General features: G+C 35.4%; 22 protein-coding genes. 7 read left to right on the top strand and 15 right to left on the bottom strand.

Annotation, left to right across the window (positions count from 1 at the left end; all coding sequences use genetic code 11):
• Positions 1 to 49: 49 nt before the first annotated feature.
• Genes CWR45_RS07555 through liaF form a run of 3 tightly spaced genes read right to left on the bottom strand, consistent with a single transcriptional unit; the run spans position 50 to position 2,503 of the window.
• Positions 50 to 676: a response regulator gene (locus tag CWR45_RS07555; RefSeq protein WP_115749250.1), complete on the bottom strand. Its 627-nt coding sequence runs from the start codon at positions 674 to 676 to the stop codon at positions 50 to 52.
• 13 nt (positions 677 to 689) lie between these two features.
• On the bottom strand, positions 690 to 1,730 hold the full coding sequence (locus tag CWR45_RS07550; protein ID WP_115749249.1) for a sensor histidine kinase: 1,041 nt from the start codon (positions 1,728 to 1,730) through the stop codon (positions 690 to 692).
• Positions 1,731 to 1,741: 11 nt separating this feature from the next.
• Entirely contained in the window at positions 1,742 to 2,503 is a 762-nt protein-coding gene (gene liaF, locus CWR45_RS07545; RefSeq protein WP_245975374.1) for a cell wall-active antibiotics response protein LiaF, read from the bottom strand.
• A 209-nt stretch (positions 2,504 to 2,712) separates the two neighbouring features.
• On the opposite strand from liaF, the gene CWR45_RS07540 reads away from it, so the two are divergent.
• The gene (locus tag CWR45_RS07540) at positions 2,713 to 3,147 is read left to right on the top strand and encodes a ferritin-like domain-containing protein (protein ID WP_115749247.1); all 435 of its coding nucleotides are present in this window, start codon (positions 2,713 to 2,715) and stop codon (positions 3,145 to 3,147) included.
• Positions 3,148 to 3,302: 155 nt separating this feature from the next.
• Here the strand turns inward: CWR45_RS07540 and CWR45_RS07535 are convergent, their stop codons facing one another.
• On the bottom strand, positions 3,303 to 4,517 hold the full coding sequence (locus tag CWR45_RS07535) for an ABC transporter permease (RefSeq protein ID WP_115749246.1): 1,215 nt from the start codon (positions 4,515 to 4,517) through the stop codon (positions 3,303 to 3,305).
• Positions 4,510 to 5,253 (bottom strand): ABC transporter ATP-binding protein, encoded by a 744-nt coding sequence (locus CWR45_RS07530; protein ID WP_115749245.1) that lies wholly within the window; start codon positions 5,251 to 5,253, stop codon positions 4,510 to 4,512. The genes CWR45_RS07535 and CWR45_RS07530 overlap by 8 nt, the downstream gene beginning before the upstream one ends.
• 692 nt (positions 5,254 to 5,945) lie before the next feature.
• Here CWR45_RS07530 and CWR45_RS07525 point away from each other — a divergent pair.
• The 3 genes from CWR45_RS07525 (at position 5,946) to CWR45_RS07515 (ending at position 7,724) form a co-directional block, all read left to right on the top strand.
• On the top strand, positions 5,946 to 6,377 hold the full coding sequence (locus CWR45_RS07525) for an HIT family protein (RefSeq protein WP_115749244.1): 432 nt from the start codon (positions 5,946 to 5,948) through the stop codon (positions 6,375 to 6,377).
• Positions 6,378 to 6,672: 295 nt separating this feature from the next.
• Positions 6,673 to 7,197, top strand: coding sequence for a tryptophan transporter (locus CWR45_RS07520; RefSeq protein WP_115749243.1), 525 nt, complete (start codon positions 6,673 to 6,675; stop codon positions 7,195 to 7,197).
• Between the two features lie 167 nt (positions 7,198 to 7,364).
• Positions 7,365 to 7,724: a YtxH domain-containing protein gene (locus CWR45_RS07515; RefSeq protein ID WP_115749242.1), complete on the top strand. Its 360-nt coding sequence runs from the start codon at positions 7,365 to 7,367 to the stop codon at positions 7,722 to 7,724.
• Positions 7,725 to 8,134: 410 nt separating this feature from the next.
• Here CWR45_RS07515 and CWR45_RS07510 read toward each other — a convergent pair whose 3' ends face one another.
• The 3 genes from CWR45_RS07510 to CWR45_RS07500 all read right to left on the bottom strand — a co-directional run bounded on the left by CWR45_RS07510 (position 8,135) and on the right by CWR45_RS07500 (position 11,232).
• Positions 8,135 to 9,031, bottom strand: coding sequence for a glycine betaine ABC transporter substrate-binding protein (locus tag CWR45_RS07510; protein WP_115749241.1), 897 nt, complete (start codon positions 9,029 to 9,031; stop codon positions 8,135 to 8,137).
• Between the two features lie 151 nt (positions 9,032 to 9,182).
• Positions 9,183 to 10,040 (bottom strand): ABC transporter permease, encoded by an 858-nt coding sequence (locus CWR45_RS07505; protein ID WP_115749240.1) that lies wholly within the window; start codon positions 10,038 to 10,040, stop codon positions 9,183 to 9,185.
• Complete coding sequence (locus CWR45_RS07500) at positions 10,030 to 11,232, bottom strand: quaternary amine ABC transporter ATP-binding protein (RefSeq protein ID WP_115749239.1); 1,203 nt, start codon at positions 11,230 to 11,232, stop codon at positions 10,030 to 10,032. Before CWR45_RS07500 ends, CWR45_RS07505 begins: the two co-directional genes overlap by 11 nt.
• A gap of 364 nt (positions 11,233 to 11,596) precedes the next feature.
• Between CWR45_RS07500 and CWR45_RS07495 the strand changes: the two genes are divergently transcribed.
• Positions 11,597 to 12,091 (top strand): GbsR/MarR family transcriptional regulator, encoded by a 495-nt coding sequence (locus CWR45_RS07495; protein ID WP_115749238.1) that lies wholly within the window; start codon positions 11,597 to 11,599, stop codon positions 12,089 to 12,091.
• Positions 12,092 to 12,095: 4 nt separating this feature from the next.
• On the opposite strand, the gene CWR45_RS07490 is transcribed toward CWR45_RS07495, so the two are convergent.
• Positions 12,096 to 12,452, bottom strand: a complete 357-nt coding sequence (locus tag CWR45_RS07490; protein ID WP_115749237.1) for a DUF1878 family protein — start codon at positions 12,450 to 12,452, stop codon at positions 12,096 to 12,098.
• Between the two features lie 317 nt (positions 12,453 to 12,769).
• Between CWR45_RS07490 and CWR45_RS07485 the strand changes: the two genes are divergently transcribed.
• Together CWR45_RS07485 and CWR45_RS07480 are read left to right on the top strand one after the other, a co-directional pair.
• A complete protein-coding gene (locus tag CWR45_RS07485) occupies positions 12,770 to 13,312 on the top strand; it encodes a DUF3267 domain-containing protein (RefSeq protein WP_115749236.1) in 543 nt (180 codons plus the stop codon).
• A gap of 199 nt (positions 13,313 to 13,511) precedes the next feature.
• Positions 13,512 to 14,456: a peptidylprolyl isomerase gene (locus tag CWR45_RS07480; protein WP_115749235.1), complete on the top strand. Its 945-nt coding sequence runs from the start codon at positions 13,512 to 13,514 to the stop codon at positions 14,454 to 14,456.
• Positions 14,457 to 14,507: 51 nt separating this feature from the next.
• Here CWR45_RS07480 and CWR45_RS07475 read toward each other — a convergent pair whose 3' ends face one another.
• The 6 genes from CWR45_RS07475 to CWR45_RS07450 all read right to left on the bottom strand — a co-directional run bounded on the left by CWR45_RS07475 (position 14,508) and on the right by CWR45_RS07450 (position 22,432).
• A complete protein-coding gene (locus tag CWR45_RS07475; RefSeq protein WP_115749234.1) occupies positions 14,508 to 15,830 on the bottom strand; it encodes a DUF5068 domain-containing protein in 1,323 nt (440 codons plus the stop codon).
• A 461-nt stretch (positions 15,831 to 16,291) separates the two neighbouring features.
• A complete protein-coding gene (locus CWR45_RS07470; RefSeq protein ID WP_115749233.1) occupies positions 16,292 to 16,489 on the bottom strand; it encodes a sporulation YhaL family protein in 198 nt (65 codons plus the stop codon).
• Positions 16,490 to 16,558: 69 nt separating this feature from the next.
• Entirely contained in the window at positions 16,559 to 17,506 is a 948-nt protein-coding gene (yhaM, locus tag CWR45_RS07465; RefSeq protein WP_115749232.1) for a 3'-5' exoribonuclease YhaM, read from the bottom strand.
• Positions 17,507 to 17,584: 78 nt separating this feature from the next.
• Positions 17,585 to 18,133: a GbsR/MarR family transcriptional regulator gene (locus tag CWR45_RS07460; RefSeq protein ID WP_115749231.1), complete on the bottom strand. Its 549-nt coding sequence runs from the start codon at positions 18,131 to 18,133 to the stop codon at positions 17,585 to 17,587.
• Positions 18,134 to 18,245: 112 nt separating this feature from the next.
• Positions 18,246 to 21,203 carry an ATP-binding protein gene (locus tag CWR45_RS07455; RefSeq protein WP_170138815.1) on the bottom strand — a complete coding sequence of 986 codons (2,958 nt, stop codon included), beginning with the start codon at positions 21,201 to 21,203 and terminating at the stop codon, positions 18,246 to 18,248.
• 5 nt (positions 21,204 to 21,208) lie between these two features.
• On the bottom strand, positions 21,209 to 22,432 hold the full coding sequence (locus CWR45_RS07450) for a metallophosphoesterase family protein (RefSeq protein WP_115749229.1): 1,224 nt from the start codon (positions 22,430 to 22,432) through the stop codon (positions 21,209 to 21,211).
• Between the last annotated feature and the right edge of the window lie 204 nt (positions 22,433 to 22,636).

Genomic DNA, 22,636 nt, shown 5'->3' with positions numbered 1-22,636 from the left:
TTCACTTATTAAGTAAGAAAGTATTTATACTTTATAAATTCCATAAAATTTATAAAAGCTGATTTCGATGTACGTAAACTGCTGCCTGTGTCCGGTCATGTACTTCAAGCTTTGATAGTATATTACTAACATGGGTTTTCACCGTTTTAATACCAATATATAATTTCTCACTTATTTCTTGATTCGTCATTCCATTGCCAATGCAGAGCAAAACTTCCAATTCACGTTCTGTCAACGTATCATGTGCCTTCTTATTTTCGGAGCGAAAACTATTCATCATTTTTCCGGCTACTTTCGGTTCAATTACATTTTGCCCACTCGCCGCTTTCTTAATTGCCGTGGCAATTTCCGTTGCTGAGGATGTTTTTAATAAATAGCTAAATGCCCCTGCTTGAATCGCCGGAAAAACTTGTTCGTCATCATAATAGCTCGTCAAAATAATAATTTTACATGATGGGAGCTGCTCCATCACGTGTTTTGTCGCTTCAATTCCATTCCCATTCTCCATCATTAAATCCATTAATACTACATCAGGCTTCAATTCTAAGATTAACTCTGCACCTTCATTGCCACTCGACGCTTCGCCGACAATGTCAAATTCATCCTCTGTTTGTAAGTATGCGATAATTCCTTTGCGAACAATTTCATGATCATCAACAACAATAACACGAATCATGGTCAACTCCCCCTTAACATGGAATTCTAATATCAATATAAGTCCCTTCATCATAATTCGATCGAACGATGAATGTACCACCCAGCTCTTCACTTCGTTCTCGCATTGTCTTTAACCCATATGACGTATTCCTTGTTGCATTCTTCGTAACATCAAACCCCTTTCCATTATCTCGAATATGCAAGAACAACTCCCTCGCACGCTTTGTAATCGTTAAATCAACCTTTGACGCATTCGCATGGCGTAAAATATTAGAAATTGATTCTTGAATAATTCGAAACACATGCTCTTCAATCGTATCGTTTAAGCTTAATTCATCTTCAATTACCAGTTTAAAATCAATCGAGTTTTTCCGTTCTATCTCTACAATCAGCTTTTCGATCCCTTGCTTCAACGAATCACCAGATAAATGAACCGGTCGTAAATGTAGTAATAGTGCACGCATCTCGGTTTGTGCTTGCAATGCAGCAACAGATACGTCTTCAATTTGCTGTTTTGCTAGTTCTGGTTTATTATCAAACTGTTTAGTTGCCGCTTCTGCCATCATCGTTAACGCAAAAAGCTGCTGACTTACAGCATCATGTAAATCCCGTGCAATTCTCTGTCTTTCTTCAATAACAGCTGCTTTATGTGCGGTTTTTGCAAAATCGGATTTTTCATCTGCCATTCGTTGTAATGATTTCACTTGGTTCTGAAGCTTTGCCCCTAACTCGTTCAATTCATTGGCAATCCTGCTCAATTCATCGTTTTCCATAAAATGGATTGTCGTTTCGTAGTTTCCATTCGCATATTGGGAGATTAATACTGACATGGCATCCAGTCTCTGTTTCATTGTGCTACTTGACTTAAATCCAGTATATAGTGAAATAATTGTTGCTAGTACAATATAAAGTCCCATGAATAGAAAGATACTATTAATCGTTAGCCAGCTAGGACTAAACAAAACATGAATGGTTAACAGCAGCGAGAGCAAGGTTACAGTTGTTAGAAATAATCCATACAAATGCGAACGGATAAAAATATAGCGAATACTTGAAAATCTGCCTTTCTCCATTGTTTATCCCCCTACACTTGATAAATTCGGATGGATCCTGCCCTAAGCCGGATATTAAAATCTAATTTCTGAACAGCATCCTCATAATTCTCGGTTTCATATTTTAACGAGCGATTGATTCCATCAACCGATTGTTTGATCACGACAATTTCGCCCGCACTCACCGATGCATCCACTCGAAATGCTACATTTTCAGGAATAATAATATTTACATCCCCTGCCAATGAATGAATCGCGAAAGGAATTTTCTTTTCTGGGATAAATGCTTTTGAAAAATCAAAGTAAAATTCCCCAGCAAGATTTTTTAAATTCATTGGTTCCACTTTCCAATTTTGTTCATTGAATTCATGATTTCCTATTGAAAAGGTAGAACCATGATAGGCTTTCTTCTTTTTATTTTTAGTATCTGATTCATACTCAAAAACGATATTGGAACCTCTTTCGAACATCATAAATCCAATATAAACTATTAATAATGGCCATAATTTAAACACATCCCAGAAGTCAAAGCTAATGACTTCAAATCGATCCAGTAATAATAAGGTTCCAAAGATCAATAAGAACGAGCCTGCAGACCAGCTGCCACCTCTTTTCAAGAAGTAGTCACCGAGACATTTAATTCCGATAAAGACAAAGAAAGTTGGATACATATACTGCCAAGCAATTCCTATTTCAAAATTAATCATACCGATATTCGCTAAAACGAGCATCAATCCAAATATGATTAATACAATTGCTATAAAATAACGAAACGCGTGTTTCAATTTGCTCATCCTTTCAGAAGAAAATTCAAGAAGTATGGTATGTATTTTTAGTGTATCTTTTATACAATTAATCGAGAACCATCCATAGATTGCTTCTTCCTCCGCCTTAAGACCGAGATTGAATTTGGATTATTAAACTTATTCAAAATATAGTTTTGACTTCGAAGCAAAAGGGTATTGTATAAGTATACTAAATAACATTCAAAGGCGGGATTAATTTGGAAAAAGATTTAGAAAAATTGATTGAAGGACTTAATGTCGATTTAGCTCATGAATATGGTGCAGCGATTCAATATACATATAGCGCATCTGTCGTAACTGGTCTGTATCGTTCAGCATTAAAACCATTTTTTGAAGATGAAATTACAGACGAACTCGGACACGCGCTATATTTATCCGAAAAAGTAAAATCACTTGGCGGAACACCAACAACTGAATCAGCTAAGGTTCCACAACCAACAGAGGTAAAAGAATTATTAGAAGCAGTGCTTGAATCTGAAACAAACACAATCAAACGATATGAGGAACGAATGCAACAAGCAGATAACTTAGGATTAACGGAGCTTAAGGTTAAACTAGAAGATTTAATTACAGATGAAACCCATCACAAGGAAGAAGTTGAGCGTTTACTCGCTGATCCAAGATTTTCTTAAAACAAAAGCTTAAAGCAAGTTTGTGGTTGTACATGCTAGGAGCACGGGCATTGAAGCTGGCTTCTCCTTTCACGTAAATTGAATTGGTAATTTTCTCTACCCATCTTTTTTAAAGGGCAGCCGAATTGGCTGCCCTTTTTTTCTATTATGCCGTTTCACACTAACTTTGATTTAATGTAACCATTAATAAATAATATACTAAACAAGGCCCCAGCAACAATAAATACTAGAAATCCCAAGTATTCCTGGATAGCAATAAATAGTAGTGCATAAATAAAAACTTGAACAATACTTAGCTGAAGGATGATTTTCAATACAGCATCCTTTTTTATCGTTTGATCCACAGGATAGAGATCTAACCATATATTCGTTCGAAAATGTTGATATAATGGCATCATCTGAAAGCTACTTAAATAGATAAACAACAAGCCAAATAGTGCCTTCATCCATACATTTGGTATTAGAAATATGAATAATCCGCCGATAACGATTAAACGAAGATACATACCTAAATAATCGCCACTCCGAATAAACGTAATCCGAAATAGATAGTCATACGTATGTTTTCTAGCAAATAGAATACGGCTGGATACGACTGAAACGAGCCAGTGCCGCTTCTTTGTTCGATTTTTTAGATGTGGAACATCAGCAAACATATTGGCAAAACGATAGAAGGATTGCATCCGATTCTGATCTTTTTCCACAAGCAAGTCCCACGCTATACCTGCTTGCTTCTTAGAAATGTTGTAATCATATAAGAATAAAAACGCGAATAGGGCAGTAATAATTCCAGCAAGAAGTAGATTACCTTGAATAATGAAATAAAAAATAGCAATATTTAATAAAGTACGTGCTAATAGATCAATCTGTCTAACCTTAGCTTCTCTGACCTTCAGCATCCACCAATTGGCAATCAAATTTCCGATTTTAAATAAGAGTACAATCGCAAGTGTCAGCAAGTACCCCGTTCCTGTTCGTTCTGGAAAAGCTGCGAAATATAACGGACTGAATGCCGCAACTAAAAGTAAGATTAAATAAAGCTGAACAACAAAGCTATAAATAATCGAATTACGGAAGTAGGCATTCATTTTATCCTCCGCCACGATGATGAATACTAGATCTGGTTCTTGAAGTAATGTTCTTACAGGACTGTAGCTGACTAATAACCCCAATGAAACTCCAATTACAAGTGCAGTTGGAAAGTTTTCTGGAAGAACTGTGAGCCATTGCTGGTAATAAAATGCGGTGGCTGAAATTAGAAAAAACATAACAACAACCATATGACCATTTAAGATATAACGTGTATAGCGGCCCAGCTCCTTCATATGTGCAGACAATCTTTTTTTATAAAATTCATGTGAATTAAACATGGCTATCTTCCTTCGTTAGCTGCACATATAAATCATCTAATGTTGCATTATGCATATTAAAGCTTGTACGTAATTCATCGATTGTTCCCATTGCTCGAACTTCTCCATCATGCAGAATAACAAACCGATCGCAATAACGTTCTGCGGTCGCCAATATATGGGTTGACATTAATACGCCGGAGCCTTTTTCTTTCATTTCCTCCATTAAATTCAAATACGACTGAATCCCTAACGGATCTAAGCCAACGAATGGTTCATCGACAATATATAATGGCGGTTCAAGTAAGAATGCACACATAATCATTACCTTCTGCCGCATTCCCTTTGAAAAATGGACCGGAAACCAATTCAGCTTTTTCTCCATCCGAAATTCTTTCAAGAGCGGTGGCAATCTCTTTTCAAATAATTCTTCAGAGATTCCGTACGCCATTGCTGTTAACCGCAAATGCTCCCCAAGGGTCAATTCATCATATAAGATTGGCATTTCTGGAATATACGCCATTTGATTTCGATATGTAGTTGGATTTTGTTTGAATGTTTTTCCATTTACAGAGACTGTTCCTTTTTTCGCTTGCATTAGACCAATTATATGTTTAATTGTTGTACTTTTACCTGCTCCATTTAAACCGATAAGACCAACAATTTCTTTTGGATACACATCGAATGAAATTCCATGTAATACATTTTTATGTGTGTATCCACCATAAAGATTATCTATATGTAATAATGATTCCATCAGGTTACCCCCTTCATTATCGTTTAATTTTACCATTACTGGCGTCTGAAAGCCAAAGTATACGTTACGAAACTTTCGACAACATGTTTTGTATTATATTTACAGAAATAAATTTATTAAATTAATGTGTATAAAACTTTAACTTCTACACAAAATATTATTGAAGACGTGGGGTGTCTCACTACAAAAAATTCTGTGTCAAACACAAATGAGGTGTTAGTGATCGAATATCTAATGTAATTTCGTGTAAATTCACACAAAATGAGGTGTTAGACTTCGGAAATCTACTCTGAATTTAGTGGATAAAACACAAAATGAGGTGTTAGTGATGGCATACTAATGACAAATAAAACCCTTTTGCCAGGACTCGTCTCATCTCAAATGAGATGCTGACAAAAAGGTTTTTGTAAACTCGTTGCGATAACGAATTGTTTACAGTCCCCACATTAGCTTGCAGGTTACCCTCGTCTTCTTAAAGCAGGCTAGTTCGCAGTATGCGAGCTAGACCTGTTTATTACTTTTTTAATTTTATTATGGCTTCATTCGAAAGGCTTTACATTCCCACCCATTCCTCTATACAATTGAACTAATAGAAAACTTCGCTAATGCAAAATCTATGCGATAGCCTTATAGGTAAGAAAAATTCTATAATTTCTTCTTTTGACGAACAAATAAACGAGGAGTGGAGAGTATTGAGTCACAAGGATTGTGTTTTTTGTAAAATTATTAATGGAGAGTTACCATCTGCAAAGGTCTATGAGGATGAAGAAGTACTAGCGTTTCTTGATTTAACTCAAATTACAAAAGGACATACACTTGTTGTTCCGAAAATACATACAAAGAATATTTACGAAACAACACCAGAAGTAGCGAAGGAACTCTTTGCACGTATTCCAGTGATTGCCAACGCAATTAAAGATACATATAAGCCTCTTGGTATGAACTTACTGAATAACAATGAGAAGGCTGCAGAGCAATCTGTTTTCCATTTACATGTTCATTTAATCCCACGTTACGGGGAAGGCGATGGCTACACACCAAATTGGACGACACATACGGATGAATACACATCAGAAGATTTACAGCAAATTGCGAAGAAAATTAATGAAAACATAAAGCATTAATTTATTCCAGTGGATTTATAAAATCTAGATCCAATTCAATATCGAAAATCGTGTCTGGAATTTTTTCCAGGCACGTTTTGTTTTTTATGTGCATAATAAATGTAACTGAATTTCATAAACTCAACATCATCACGCCCAGAAAAATCCTCTCTTGACGACTTTCTTAATATCAGAAAATTACTGCTTTAGATTCTCAGTGAAATCTGTTATAATGGTTCTAATATTCCGCAGCTGACAATGAGTGTACAGTTGGGAATTAAAAGCTGAGTGAAGCTTGAGATGAGGAGAGGTAGAAATGAAGATTAGAGTTCTTATTATTTTATCATTATTGGTGGGTATCGGCACAATCTTGCATGCTGCAATCCCAGGATTATCAATTGCTGGAGTAAAACCAGACTTATTGCTGTCGATGATGTTTATCGGAATTTTCCTATTCCCTAAGGCAAACTATGTTTTACTATTATCACTAGTATCAGGAATCATTTCTGCACTTACAACAAGTGCACCAGGTGGGCAACTCGCCAATATTATCGATAAACCAATCACAGCTTTTGTTGTACTTGCATTATTTTTACTAGCACAGAAAAAAGTAAGTACGACTATTAGTGCTCCTGTATTAACGTTTATAGGTACACTCCTTAGTGGATCGATATTTGTTTTTGTTTTATCGTTAATTGCAAGTTTGGGTGAGGGTGGATTTATTGCATTATTTATCACTGCTATCCTACCTGCCGCGGCATTGAACACTGTAATCATGATTGTGATTTATCCAATTATCCAAGGGATTATCAAACGGACCAATTTAGTTACCGTTTCATAACATTAGATAGCAATATTACTGTTAATCCTCTGGCAATACGTTGTCAGAGGATTATTTTTACGTCTGCTTTACATTACTTGTGAAAAATTTTACAAATTGAAAGATGTTTACTCGTAAGCTGAAAAGAGAAAGGGTATAATAAGAGTATAGAAAGGAGCGAATACATTATGACAAAAGCAAAATCATTCGTGTTAGGACTTGTAGTTGGGGGAACAGTTAGTGCTGCAGTCACATTATTAAGTACGCCTTCATCAGGGAGAACTGTTCGTGATCAAGTTAAAATGCAAGGATTGGAACTAAAACAATTATTAACCAACTTAAAAGAAAATGGATTGCGATTAAAAATGCAATTTAGAGAAAGCTCAAAAGAAGGAGCAGTCCTTATTAAAGAGCTCACGCAAGATATTAGAAACTCAGTGGAAGAATGGAAAGATACCGTTGAACCCCACCAAGATAACATCCATAAATATTTAGAGCAAATTGAAACAAGTATTAGGGATCTTGAGGAGAAGGTAAAGAAACAGTAAGCAAAGGCTGAAACTTATCTTAAAGGATTTATTTTTTCCTATTCCATGACTAAAGCATCCAGTGATGACTTGCGCACTGCGGCTTAAAGGACGTGGGATTGTACGACAATGCTACACGAAGGGGCATATTTATCTAACATTCCCTCCCTCCGAAATAAAGGAAACTTCTTGGAGCACTAGCCGTGACTTAGATTATAGCTTGAAGAAGTCTTGCCCATTACTATCGCTGGAGCTGGACGTCGTCGAATTAAATAGGAAATTCCCTTTACTTTCTTATTCTATTAGATAACTAGGCTGTCGCCAACTTTTAGATGGCAGCCTTACGCTTATTCGTTAAGAAAGTTTTATTACTCTAATTTCTACAAAAAACAGGGCTTTCTCATCTTGAGAAAGCCCTGTTTTTACTTTAGTTATTTTACTCCTTCAGTCCATTCTGCAACACGTTCTGGGTTTTCTTCAACCCAAGTAGCCGCTGCATCTTCAGGAGTTGCACCATCTTGAATTGCTGTCATAACTTCTTCCATTTCTTTTGTTTCCCAGTAGAAGTTATCAAGCACTTGATATGCTTCAGGCATATCCTCTTCTAACCCTTCACGCACCATTGTTTTAATTACTTCTTCTTCACCAAAGGTACCATTAGGATCTTCTAAATATTTCAAATCGTATTTTTGGAATTTCCAATGTGGATTCCATCCAGTTACAATAATTTCTTCTTCATTATTATAAGCCTCTCCTAAAGCAGTTGTCATTGCACCACTGGAAGATGTTTGCACTTCCCATCCTTCTAAGTTATCATACTCTTCAACTGCTCGTTCTGCTCCTGCAACTACTCCAGCACCTGGTTCAATTCCAGTAATTGTCATATTTGCTTCATCGGTTAAATCAGCAATTGAATTAACATCCATATATGATGGAACTACTAAACCAATTTTAGCGCCCTCTAAATTCTCACCAAGATCTACTACACGATCTCCATATTGTTCAAATTGAGCAGCATGTGTACCTGGCATCCAAGCTGCAACCATTCCGTCTGCCTCACCACTTGCTACAGCTTCCCACATAACAGCATTATCTAATGGTGTTACATCAACGTCATATCCTAAATCTTCTAGAACTTTGCCTACTACATGTGTAGAAGCAACCTCTGTATCCCATTCAACATAGGCTAAATTAATTTCTTGATTATCTACTACTGCATCTTCATTACTTCCAGAATCTGATTCCTCATTCGATCCACAAGCCGCAATAAATAATATTAATAACAAGCCTGTTATTAGTGCTACATATTTTCGATTAGCCTTAAACATACAATTAATCTCCCCTTCAGTAAATTATTTATATTAGAATTTTTCAATTAGATAAGGAAATTATAGAATTACCTTCTATTCTCGTGACAAGAAACTACGCACCGTCATTCTAGGATGCTGGTGTTTTATTCTTTTGAAAAATTTCCAATCATTAGTCTTTCTTTTTGTTCAAGTTTTGTGTGAAGCGATCAATGATAATTGCTAATATTACTATCCCAATGCCAGCAACAAATCCCGGTCCTACTTGGGCACGTTGTAAGGATGATAGAACTTCTTTTCCTAGACCTGGTGCACCGATCATTGACGCAATTACAACCATCGATAATGCGAGCATTACTGTCTGATTGATTCCAGCCATGATTGTTGGTCTCGCCATCGGTAGTTCAACCTTGAACAATTTCTGTGCTCCCGTGCTACCAAATGCATCTGAAGCCTCAATTAAATCTTTCGATACTTGACGAATACCCAGGTTCGTGAATCTTACTGTCGGAGGCGTTGCAAATATTAACGATGCAAATACACCTGGTACCATACCAATTCCAAAGAACGCAACCGCCGGAATTAAATATACAAATGCAGGCATGGTTTGCATGAAATCTAGAATAGGCGTAATGATTGTATTTGCTATCTTACTTTTCGACATTAAGATACCGATCGGAACACCAATAATTATTGATAATAGACTCGCTAGAATCACGAGTGTTACAGTGTTCATTAAATCTTCCCAGTGCCCCTGATTATAAATCAGCCAAAGTCCAACAACGGAAAAGGCAGCTAATCCAAATTTCTTTCCAGTTATAAAGAATGCAAGAATGGCAACAATCAAGATAAAAATAACTGGTGGAATATTCATTAGTAAATCCTCTGAAACGAATTCCATAAAATCGCCAAAGTATTCCTTAATCGGATCAAATAAGAATGCAAATGTATCTGTTAACCATCTTGTGAAGCTCTGTGTTGCTTCACTAATTGGTATTTTTGGCATAAAATCTAATAAGTTATCGAGCATTTTCTAAATTCACCTCACCATCACCAGAAAGTGCTGCAATAACAGCGCCACGTACAATAATTCCTTGTAGTTTGTCCTTTTCTACAACGGCAACAGGAACCTGCGAATCATGGATAATTGCAAATATCTCATGTAATGCTGTGTCCTTTTCTACCTTTGGAATATCTGTTTTGATAATCTTTTTCAGATCGCTAATCTCGTTTTTAATTGCATCTGAAGCATCATCTGCCGTTATATACCCTTGTAAATTACGTTTATTATCAATGACAAAAATGCTTGATATCCCAGTCTCACGCATTCTTTCCAATGCAACACGTGGTCCGTGTTTTTCAATATAAATTGTTTCTGGACGCTTCATAATGTGTTGAGCCGTTAAAATCTTCGAACGATCAACATCTTCCACAAATTTTTCTACATAATCATTTGCAGGATTTACAAGAATCTCTTCTGGTGTACCAATCTGAACGATGACACCATCCTTCATGAGGGCAATGCGATCACCAAGACGCAATGCTTCATCTAAATCATGTGAGATAAATAGAATCGTTTTTTGCATTGTTGATTGTAAATCGAGGAGTTCGTCTTGCATATCTTTACGAATAAGTGGATCTAACGCAGAAAATGCCTCATCCATTAATAATATTTTCGGATCGTTTGCTAGTGCTCGCGCAAGTCCTACACGTTGCTGCATTCCTCCAGATAGTTGCCCCGGCTTCTGATTAAGATAACCACCTAGGCCAACTAATTCCAGTGCTTCTATCGCTTTTTTCTGCCGTTCTTCTTTTGGTATACCTTGTATTTCCAATCCATATTCTGCATTTTCTAAGATAGTTCGATGGGGGAATAATGCGAATTGTTGAAACACCATGCTCATTTTTTCTCGTCGAGCCTTACGGAGTGCTTTTTTATCCATTTTTGATAAATCTTCGCCTTCAATAAGAATGCTTCCTTCAGTTGGCTCAATTAAACGATTAATCAAGCGAATCAATGTTGATTTACCACTACCTGACAAGCCCATAATGACAAATATTTCACCTGCTTCAACACTAAATGAAGCCCGGTTCACTCCAACACTATTACCTGTCTCTTTTAATATGGCTTCCTTTGATAAGCCTTTATCAAGGAGCCTTAATGCTTGCTTTGAATTCTTACCAAATACTTTTGTTAGATTATTTACTTCTATTACTGCCACATTTCTTCACCTCTTTTATTTTTATTCATAGTAAACTAAGCTGTTGCCAAACTTTTTAGCAACTGCCTTTGTTGCACTTATACAGTGAGAAAGATTTTTAGACTCTCTTATCTGCAAATTTACAATAAAATTAATGTGATAACTGATGTAAGCAATCTACTTTATAACTATAAACTTTGTGCAAATTAATCTCAAACTTTATATTCGGTCAAATAAGTATGTATTTTACGTACAGTTTAAACTGTACGTAAAATACATACGTTATCCTTAAGATTCCTGCCAAATGCTCCAGTATGCGATATAGTTCCTTAGTTTTATTTAAATACATTTTGATGTACCCTATAAATAAGATTGGGAGGATATTATGCTTACACCTGATAATATTAAAATTATGGATAAAATAATAGTTGAATTCTCAAAAACCATTGAAATGTTTGGTTTAACTCCTCTAGAGGCACGTTTATTTATATACCTCTATCTCTCAGAGCAAGCCTTTACATTAGATGAAATGAGTGAGGCGCTTGGAAAAAGTAAGACTTCAATGAGCACCAATATAAGAAGCTTACTAGAGTTAAATCTTGTTACTCGCGTGTGGAAAAAAGGAATACGGAAAGATCTTTATGAAGCAAATACACAGCTATTCAAAGCATTTATGAATACCTACCTTAGCAGATGGATTGACGCTACCAAACAACAGCTAGATGGCTTAGAAGGTATTAAACAACTTCTAACGAAAGAGGAAGAAAATGCTTCGATTATTAATCAGGAGCAATTAATGAATCGTTTAGATAATATTATTAGTTTTCACTTACAGATAGAGAAACTGTTTAAAGAAATGAATCAAAATATAAATAGATAATCAATTATCTCCGTTTATATTTTGATTCATTACGATTAATGATATCAATAAATGTATCCATTAAAGAAGGAAAATATCCTTCTTTTTTTAATCCGTAGATAGTATGATTCGGATTCAGCTTCTCATTCAGCATCCCCGCAAAATGAATTAGCAATAATGTAAAATCCATAAGCCCTTCCTCTTTTTGTTCTTCAAAAGTATCATTTAATTTATGTAGTAATCCCATCAATTCTTCATACTCTTCAAATGTAATATGATTTTCAATGATTAATTTTGTAAATGGATAATGGTCCATATCGATAACTTTAGATAGTAAATGAATATGAAATGAACTTGAATCGTTTATCTTTATTTCTTTCATTTCAATTCCCCCCAAAATCTAAATTAATGTATTATCTCGCGCTTTTAAAGCAAAGCGTTTTTTATCCCCCACAATCAGCTTTTCCCTACGAAAAAGTGTTGTGATGAACTTTATCTATTATGTTATAAATTTTACACGTATTTATTAAAAAAGCTATTGATTTTTAATATCAAACAGACTATTATTCATCAAGTGGCATTATTATATTTAGAGAACTAGGATTTAAAAAAGTATTTCAGTATAGCCCTTGTTACATTTATGTAATAAGAAATAATTATTTTTCTTAACTCCCTAATAAATAATCATGGAGGATCGACATGAATTGCTGGAAATCAGTAAGCTCAACAAAAGAATTTGGCCATAATCGCCTATTTCTAACATCATCCTTAGTAGGGATATTAACCTTTATCCTACTTTATGTTCCTTATTCTATTATTCATGAGGTAAATTATGTAGATGAGTCTGGGACAATTCCATTTATTATTGCAATATGCTTATTACCTTTCTTGCATACATCTATGCATATTCTACCATTAATCATGATGAAGAAACGAGTAATAATAACTTTCAGTCAAATGAAATTTACAGGACTTCCTATTAATTATCACGTAAAAACACATTTAACAAAGAAAGCAGCAATTATAGTAGCTCTATCACCTACTATACTAATAACGTTTCCTGGATTCATAATGAGTTATTACTTTAAAGAATATTTTGTATATATTTTACTTGTTACATGTATCCATATAGGTATTTCATTTATCGATTTTTGGTACATCAAACAAATGATTCAGGCTCCTAAAACCGCTTATATTGAAAAAGGACAGGATGGAGTAGATATATTATTGGAAGTAAATTAAGGATCTGGTTCATTTCTGATCCTTTTTTTGACACCTTTTCCACTTTAAACCATGTTGAGAACAAGTTTTTCTTATAGTTTGTGGCAGAATATAGGTATTTTGATGGTAAAATGATGTCTGACTATTTATTTTATATTAAAGTATGGTATATTAATCAGTGTGAAAATAGAAGTACGAAACAGATTAGGAGTGTTAATGGATGAAGAAACTAATTATCGCTACAGCGTTATCGGCAAGTGTATTAACCTTAGCAGCTTGCAGTTCGAATGACGAGGTTGTAGTCGAAACAAGTGCTGGAAATATAACGCAGGATGAATTTTACAATGAATTAAAGTCAAGATACGGTGAAGGCATTCTCCAAGAAATGGTAACCGTAAAAGTATTGGAAGATAATTATGAAGTAAAAGAAGAAGATATTGATAGTGAAATTCAAGCGATGAAAGATATGTACGGTGAACAGTATGATATGCTAATCACGCAACAATTTGGTGATGAAGATGCATTACGGAATATTATCAAGATTTCACTTCTACAAGAACAAGCCGCTGCTGAAGAAGTAGAAGTAACAGATGAAGAGCTACAAGATTTATATGATAAGAAGAATAAAGAAGTAGATGCATCCCATATACTAGTTGCAGATGAAAAAACAGCAAATGAAGTAAAGAAAAAGCTTGACGAAGGTGGAGATTTCGCTGAACTTGCTGCTGAATATTCTACAGACGGAACAGCTGAAGATGGCGGGAACTTAGGATATTTCTCTACAGGACAAATGGTTCCTGAGTTTGAAGATGCAGCATTCAGTATGAAGAAGGGCGAAATCAGCGAGCCTGTTCAAACACAACACGGTTTCCATATTATAAAAGTAAATGATGTTCGGGAAAAAGAAGAAAGCATTGGCAAATTTGAAGATGTTAAAGATGAGCTGCGCCGTGAATTAGTTGCACAGAAAGTAGATCAAACACAGTTGCAAGAAAAAGTTAATGGCTTGATTGAAGATGCAAATGTTAAAGTAAAAATCGATGAATATAAAGATTTATTCAAACCTGCTAAAGAAGTAGATAAAAAAGAAGATACAGAAACAAATGCTGACAGCTCTGACAAAAAAGAGGATGCAGAAACTGAAGCAGATAAAGAAACTGAATAATGTAGTAAAAAAAGAGGTCGTCCAGTGGACAACCTCTTTTTTTAGATATGTTTATAATTCAAAATTGGTCGTCTTTCCTTTGGAGATGTCTTCTGCATCTTGATTCTTAAATGGCCCAATTTCTATTTCAAACGCTTTGTCTTTCCAGATTTTATCGTACTGTTCCTTATCCAAAGCATATATTTGTAACAACTCTCCAGATTCTCCTGCTTCAATTAGATCATCATAGCTATAATCAAGGAGCATTCCTTCCTGGAGCATATACTGCGCTCCATCATTAACAGTTAGCTTAGAAGGCGTAAGAGTTAAACCAATTGCTTCTGAGCCTTTATTATCTAAATTAAATTTCGCGGTTAAAAGTACAATTCCATTTGTAAAATTCTCAAATCGTGGTGCTTCTACTTCGTTAGGAGTAAACTCTGTGAATTGATAGCCATCTAGCGTGACATTAACATCACCGATAGCTTCACTCTTACTAAGACCCTCTGCTTCTTCCAGCATCTTCTTTTCACCCATATTTTCCGAGGTTACTCTATCTTGATAAAATGCAGCATCAGCAGCAACCTTTTCAGCACCATCCTCATTCAGGCTAAGCGTAAATTTACCTTTCTTACCAATTGATGAACCAAAATCGCCTTTTTCTAAAATTGGTTCAGGAATTTCTACTGATACAGTAGATGCATCTAAAGCAGATGATAAATGTTCCTTGCCAAATGGATAAGTATAATAGCCTGTTACAGTTTCTCCAGCTTTTAATAAATAATCATTATCAGGCGCTAATATAGAAGGCAGTTGACCTTCTAGCGGCAATAAATCCCTGTAATTATTGTAATCCTTTGGTGCACCAGTAAAGGACGCATAAAATGCAGGCATGTAGTACACATCCTCAGCCCGATTATTTGTTACTGTATACTGTGCAATGATTACACCTCCATTTGTTTCATCATCAAATGGAATACTGTAATCCGTGTGGAAATCAGTTAGTTCAACTAATGAATATGCATCAAGTGAAACCGATACATCTTCCATTGTATGTACTTGAGGTTCAGCATTTTCATATATTACTTTCGCTGTTCCTTCCGTCTCCTCTTCCATATATATTATTAGTTCCGAGAAATCCGTTTCAGTGCCCTCAGTAGTACTAACTTCTTCTGCTTGCTCTTCCGAATTTTTCTCAGCTTCTTCTTCAGGAGCCTCTTCTGCCGGCTCTTCCTCTGATTCTTCCCCTTCTTGCGTCACAGCTTCTTCACTATTTGCTTCCGTAGCATTTGCTGGTTCTTCTTCTTTTTCATTTCCACAGGCACTTAAAATGAGTGCGGTTACTATAATTGTAGTAAGTAACATGATTAACTTTTTCAAAAATTCTCCCTCCATTTTTAAAAACTGTTATTATTCTAACATATTTGTTAAAGGGCTAATATCAGCAAAAAGTAGGAGAATAACTGGATTATATTACCAAACTAGGTATTAATATTCACATAATAGTAAATTAGGAGTAACTGGAATTTGATATTATTGTTAGGTATTCTCGGTCAAACTTTGCCTACTGATGGATTATCAATTCCTATTTAATACACCGTTTCTAGTTTATTGGCTGCTTTGAATGGAAATAGTTTTGTAATTACCATAGAGATTACAAAAAAGATTTAATTGAAGTTTTCTCTTAGGTGCTACTCGACATAGTGAAAATAACCGTCATATCCAGTTCGCGATTATATCATATTTACAACCAATTAAAAAAGAACTGCTAGAACAAATTTTCATTTGGTCTAACAGCTCACAACGCATTAACTATTATGTTAATAGTCTACCATGCATCTGCCTCAAACTTATTGTTAATTCGACAATTCTCTTTTTCTATTTTCCCTTGCTTCCCGCTCGCTCTCAATTCGTTCAATGTAGATTCTTCCCTCACGTTCAATAAATTGTTGTTCCAATCTACTTTCAGCAAGCCTTGCCTTAAAAGCCATATATGCACTGACAAAAATTAACGCAATAACAACGATAACCCACAAAGGCATTCCAGCAATCATTCTTTAGCCCCCTTGTCCAACTAACTATACTAATCTATATGAACAAAGGAATAAAATTATCACTATTGGTTAGTTTTCTTCAAAGGTCGGTTTATAGAACGATCGATTATCCATTGCAAATAACCTCTCCGTAAACTCTCCAGGTTTAACTTTATTTAATGCCGAATTTAGCATATTCATTTTTGCATCGATTAAGTCGATAAAATGTAAAAGTTCTGCTTCCCTGACAAGTGGTGGAGTTGGACTACCCCATTCTGCCTTACCGTGATGGCTTAACACTAGATGCTGGAGAATTAATACTTCTTCACCTTCTATTTTTAAGTCCCTTGCCATGAGTCCAATTTCCTCAACCATAATTGGAATATGGCCAAGTAATTTACCTTCAAGTGTATAGCTAGTGGAAACAATTCCTGATAGCTCTTTAATTTTTCCAATATCATGTAAAATTATGCCTGCATACAAAAGATCCTTATTAATTTGTGGGTACAAGTTATGTAGCTCCCTAGCAATTTGCAGCATACTTACAATATGATGTGCAAGACCTGATGAATATGCATGATGATTTCTCGATGCAGCAGGATATACGAGCAGTTTTTCTTGATACTTTTTAATAAATGCTCGAACTATCCGTTGAATCGTTGGGTTCTCCATTTCAAATACTGCTTCTGTTAGTTTCTCCGATAAGACTTCTTTATCTACCGGTGCTCTCTCAATGAAATCAGAGATCTGCACACCATCAGTTACTTGAGCAGGACGAATCGAAACAATTTTAAGTTGTGCTCTCCCACGAAATTGGTTGACGTCTCCACTTACTTTAATAATTTGTTCAGGTACAAATAGTGCCTCATCTTCTTTCGAGACATCCCAGAGCTTTGCTTCAATTTCTCCTGTAGCATCACGTAAGATCAATGTTAGAAATGCCTTACCGTTACTAGCGGTACCCTTTGTAGCCTCCTTGATTAAAATAAAATCATCAAACGTTTCGCCCATAGATGTATAGCCTATTCCTCTCTTCATCTTTATTCCCTCCCCAATTTGAAAAGAAATTAGCTTCAATCGAGTTCAATTACATGCCAATCTCAATTCTTCGTCTTATTATTTATTTTTAGGTATATAGTTAAATATTTCTCCCGACGCCATGACCGTGATAAATTTCATTAACCAATCATAATAATTTTTAGCATAATATAGTTTCGCTAGGTCTTGCTTAATTCTGTCCTTTAATTGTTCATCTTCTGTTTCATGAAGTAATTGTTCTAGCTTCTCAATGGTTTCCTGCGCTTCATCAATATTCGTTTCCGTTTGCTTCCGCCAGCGGTTGCCGAATAAAGAAGTAAATGATTTATACCAATCCTCTTCCGATTGATAAAGATCTTTACGAATACCTTTTTTATAAGTAGATTCTACCATTTTCATATCGGATAATGTGCGTACTCCTGTAGACATACTTGTTTTACTCATTGATAATGCCTCACGCATATCGTCTAATGTCATTGGATCCTCTGAAAAATATAAGACGCCATATAATCGTCCAATGGAAGGCGTAATTCCATATAAGTTCATGTTTTTAGCAATCACCTGGATAAATTTCTCAATCGTTACTTCATATAAATCCCAGTTTGCGTTTTCTTTGTTGTCTAGCAATTGGTGTCCCTCCACCTAATCATAATTTGCAAATATTTTATCACTATTTGTAAGGAAATGCGAACATGACTTTATTTATTTTAGCCTATTCAAGAAACACTTCCGTATTTACTCACATTATATTGGATAAAGGGATCATTTCACTTGCTTGGGAAGCATCTACAACTTCTTTCTTGCACGTAAAAATAATTACTTGCTGATCCGTTGCGATAGATTCCATAATCCGCATCATGCGCTTCGTACGCACCGAATCGAAATGGACAAATGCATCATCAATAATGAATGGCAGACGGTGATTTTCACTCAAAATCAAACTTGTTGCAAGTCTCAAAGCAACATATAATTGATCGATTGTCCCTTGTGATAACTCATCAACAGAAAAACGAATTCCACTTTCAAGTTCTACTTGAAACGGTTTATCTTCATTAGGTGCATACACACGACAATACGTGTTACCCGTTAATTCCTGGAAGAAAATAGATGTCTTCTCGATTACTTTCGGCAAATATTTATCACGGTATTCCCGTTTCGTTTCAAGAAGCATCTCCATGGCGATTTTTAAGATGGACCATTCTTTGGCTAGCTTATTTAACTGCTCCTTCTCCATCTCAAAATGATATAAACTATCAGAATACGATTCTGATGATTCCATTAACGCAATCGATGCTTGAATTGCCGCCAACTCTTCACGACAAATATTAATTTCTTTCTCTATTTGCACAATTTTTTCCTTCGTTTCGTTGTATTTTGCCTCCAATCTAGGGGCGTCTAGATTATTCTCCACATATTGCTCCCATTCTTGTTTGGAAAAAATCATTTGCAGCTGGTTAATCGTTCTTTCGATCAAACGGTTTATTTCAGTTTTTTCTTTACTTTGTTTCGCTTTTTTGTAAAAAGAATCCTCCGTCTCAACATTAGCATTTTCAAATAATATTCCAATTTCCTTTTCATAGGTCTTAATCTTTTGCCGCAGTTCTTGTTGCTGTTTATCATTATCTTTTAATAAATCGCAGTAGTGATTCATTTTCCCTGCCATTTCCAACTCATTTACCACAAACGATTCCAAGATTCCAAGTTTATCGATTAATGAATGATTGGCATTTATTTCCCAGTTATTTCTTGCAAAAAATTGATTCACGCTAAATTCAAATTTCATTAGATTATCGCTTATTTGTGAACGATTCTCTAGTTCTTGTTGGTAATCTTTTACCAAACTCAAGAGATGCTTCAAACTGTGATATAGCTCTGGCCAATACATAATCTCAACTTGATTAAGAAATGGATAGTTCTCATATTCATTTTCAATAAGGCTGTGTAATCTTGCCTCTTTATCTTTAAATGAATGCTTGGCATCTAGAAATTTCAAACGATTGATTTCATTATCCTTAATCTTCGTTTCAAGTAACTCTATTTCTCTTAAATTACTGTGATGAGCTGCTAGCAGATGTTCAGCATCTTCTATCTCCCTCTCTGAATGTTGGTTGCTTGTATGTGAATAATTCGCTCCAGTCATCATTCGCTCCATTTCCTTCATCGTATACTTCCTGAAGATCCATTGCAATCCACCCCCCAGAAGGAAAGTAAGCATTACATACATAAACAATGCACGTTCTGTGAAAACTGCCAACATTACAGCTAATAAAGCGACCCCGATACAGATTAAAAGCAGATTATTCATGCTCTTCATTTTCGTCTTCTTTGTTCGTTGCCATTCCTGCTTTTTCTTAAGTGCATCCGTTTGTAGCCTATGTAACAAGTCATTTTCTTTATAGTCATTAATCGTCCGATTAAGCTTTTGAAGCTTCTCTTCCGATAGTTTCTCGTCTTCTAGCATCTGAAGTTGATTTAATAAATAGTTTCGCTCTTGTTTTAGCTGATTCTCTTCTAAGCGTAGCTGTTGTTTTTCTGCATTCATTTGATTTGCATTATTTTTAAGTTCTATCCATTTTTTCTCAACATGAAATGGGAAGGTCAATTGACTTAATTCCTCTCGACTTATTCCGATGTTCAGCCGATTTATTTCTGCTTCTAATTGTACTTCCACTTTCTCCAGTGTTGACTCAATTTTCTTTAATTCTTTATAGTAATCAAGACCAGATTCCTTTTCTTCTAGTATCTCTTGTGCCTCTTTATATACGTCTTCCATTCTCTCATCTTGTATAGACTGCAGTTTAAGCTTGTACTGGTTTTCTGCCTCCTGTAAAACAGATAATTGACTTTGTAACGGAAGTAATCCTTCTTTTACTTTTTCTAAACGCTCAATTCCCTCCTCAGGAAATTCTAGTTCCATCGGATAGGAAGTCAATGAGGATGTATACTGTTGATATTCGCTAAAGATTGGCAATGCTTGCAGTTGTTTCTCGACTCTATATCGCGCAGCTTTCGCTTCATTTAAAGAGAATTGCAGCTGCTCCACCTGTTCTTTTAATTGATCGATTGCTGTTTTCTTTTCACGATAGGTTTCCTCATTTTCCCGAAAGTTTCGCAACGAATGCAACCGTTCATCCAATTCGTTCAATTGCTTATTTATCTCTGGTTTTTTTCCAGTTGGTCTAAATAAATCTAACATGCTGCTTTCTAATTGCTTCTCCAGATTATGGATCGTGGTTGATCCCGTCAAACCAATACTCAGTAAAATATCGCTCAAGTCTTCTTCTTTCATTTCTTGAATGAAACTTAAATCAGTTGCCGAAAATGAAAAAATGGACTGATAGGTTTGCAGATTCATACCACTTAACCTTTCCTGCAGCCAAGCTTGATTATGTTCTCTCCCATCTTCGGTATAGCAAATTGCAGCCCCACTTCTTACTGTATCTTGGCGCTCAATTGTAAACTCCCCGATTTCAGCATCATAAACAGTTAATCTACCACCCATCTTCCCACTTTGCTTTGGTTGATAGTAAGCACGTTGCTTTGGGGGTAATCCGAATAACATGAATAGAATGAATCGCTGTATTGTCGATTTCCCTGATTCATTCTCACCATAAATTATTGCTAATTCATCCGTGAAGTCGATTGAATAATCGACCCATTTGCCAAATCCATAAATAGTAGCTTTGATAAATCTCAATCGACTCACCCTTTCAAAAGTTCATTTAATAATAATTGTTTTGCCTGTGATCTTAACAACTGCTCCTCTTCATCTGATAGACGTTCTAAATATTTTCTTGCTTGCTTATGGCGATATAACTCTTTTAGAAAAGGATAATCTTGCATTTTATCTGCATGCCTGACAAGTTCTCCAATAAAATGCTCCCCCCCCTCCAACTCTGATGCACCTAAGGAGGATATCGTAACAGACAAATTAAAAATATAAAACCAATTGTGATGATTTACCGATGCCTCATTAATTAGTTCGATAATTTCTTCTAATAGATTTTCACTTTCCCATTGCTTCACTTTGGCTTGATGACTCGTTAATGTTAAATTAATGAGTTGTGGTGTCGTAGGCTCCTGTTGTTGCAGGTCTTCCTGTATTATCGCTTCTATTTGATCTACTGTTTGACAATCCGATACATCAATCGTTAAGCTCTTAAATTCAATTGCTTGCAGTGGAATGAAAGACATTTCTGTTTTCGATTCTGTTAAGACAACATGGTAGCATCCTTTTTCACCGGTCTCTTTACGATTTCTACCTTGAATATTGCCTGGGTAGACAATATTTGGTCTTTCTTTCAGTATTTCTCTTTTATGGATATGCCCTAGAGCCCAATAATCAAATCCTTCTTCTTGTAAGTCACTTAGCTTAAATGGCGCATACACATCATGTTCTGAATTACTTTGAATACTCCCGTGCAACATTGCAATATGAAACGGGATATGATGATGACTAATTTTAAACTCCGTCGCCTTTGGATCTAATACAGCACGATTTATGTAGCTAAATCCATAAATTTCGGCAATTGGCTTACCTTCCTTTTCATAGGTGAAGGACGTTACCTCTCCATCTTGAAAAATATAGACATTTTCAGGGTATTCTATTGGAAAGCGATTCCCGCTAATGAAATCATGATTACCATAGGATAGATAAACGTTAATATTATATTGATTTAATTGTTCAAATGCTCTTCGTAACCGAACCTGTGCCTTCAAGCTTTGGCTTTCATTATCAAATAAATCACCAACGATAAGCACAAAATCTACTTGTTTTTCAATTGCATTTTCAACTAGACGCTCAAGTGCAATAAATGTACTTTCCCTTATTTCCTTGAAAATCTCGTCTGGTGTACTTGTTAATCCTTTAAATGGGCTGTCTAAATGTAAATCAGCCGCATGTATGAATGATATTTGCATTCCCATAAATTACACCCTCTATCCTATAAAGCTATTATCTTTAGTTTAGCAAACTCACAGATAGAATGCACGTTCTATTAAAAGCAAAATTAGCAATTGACTAGCTAAGAAAATGCATATTGCTATAAAACTAATCGAATTCTCATAAATATTTATTAGGCTAGTAAGCATGGATGAGACAAGTGTTATCAAAGTAGCTATGCTGTACTT

Origin of the sequence: Oceanobacillus chungangensis (genome assembly GCF_003369565.1) — a bacterium.
Lineage (GTDB): Bacteria > Bacillota > Bacilli > Bacillales > Amphibacillaceae > Oceanobacillus > Oceanobacillus chungangensis.
Note: the sequence above shows the minus strand (reverse complement) of the source record. Positions and strands in the feature narration are given on the sequence as shown.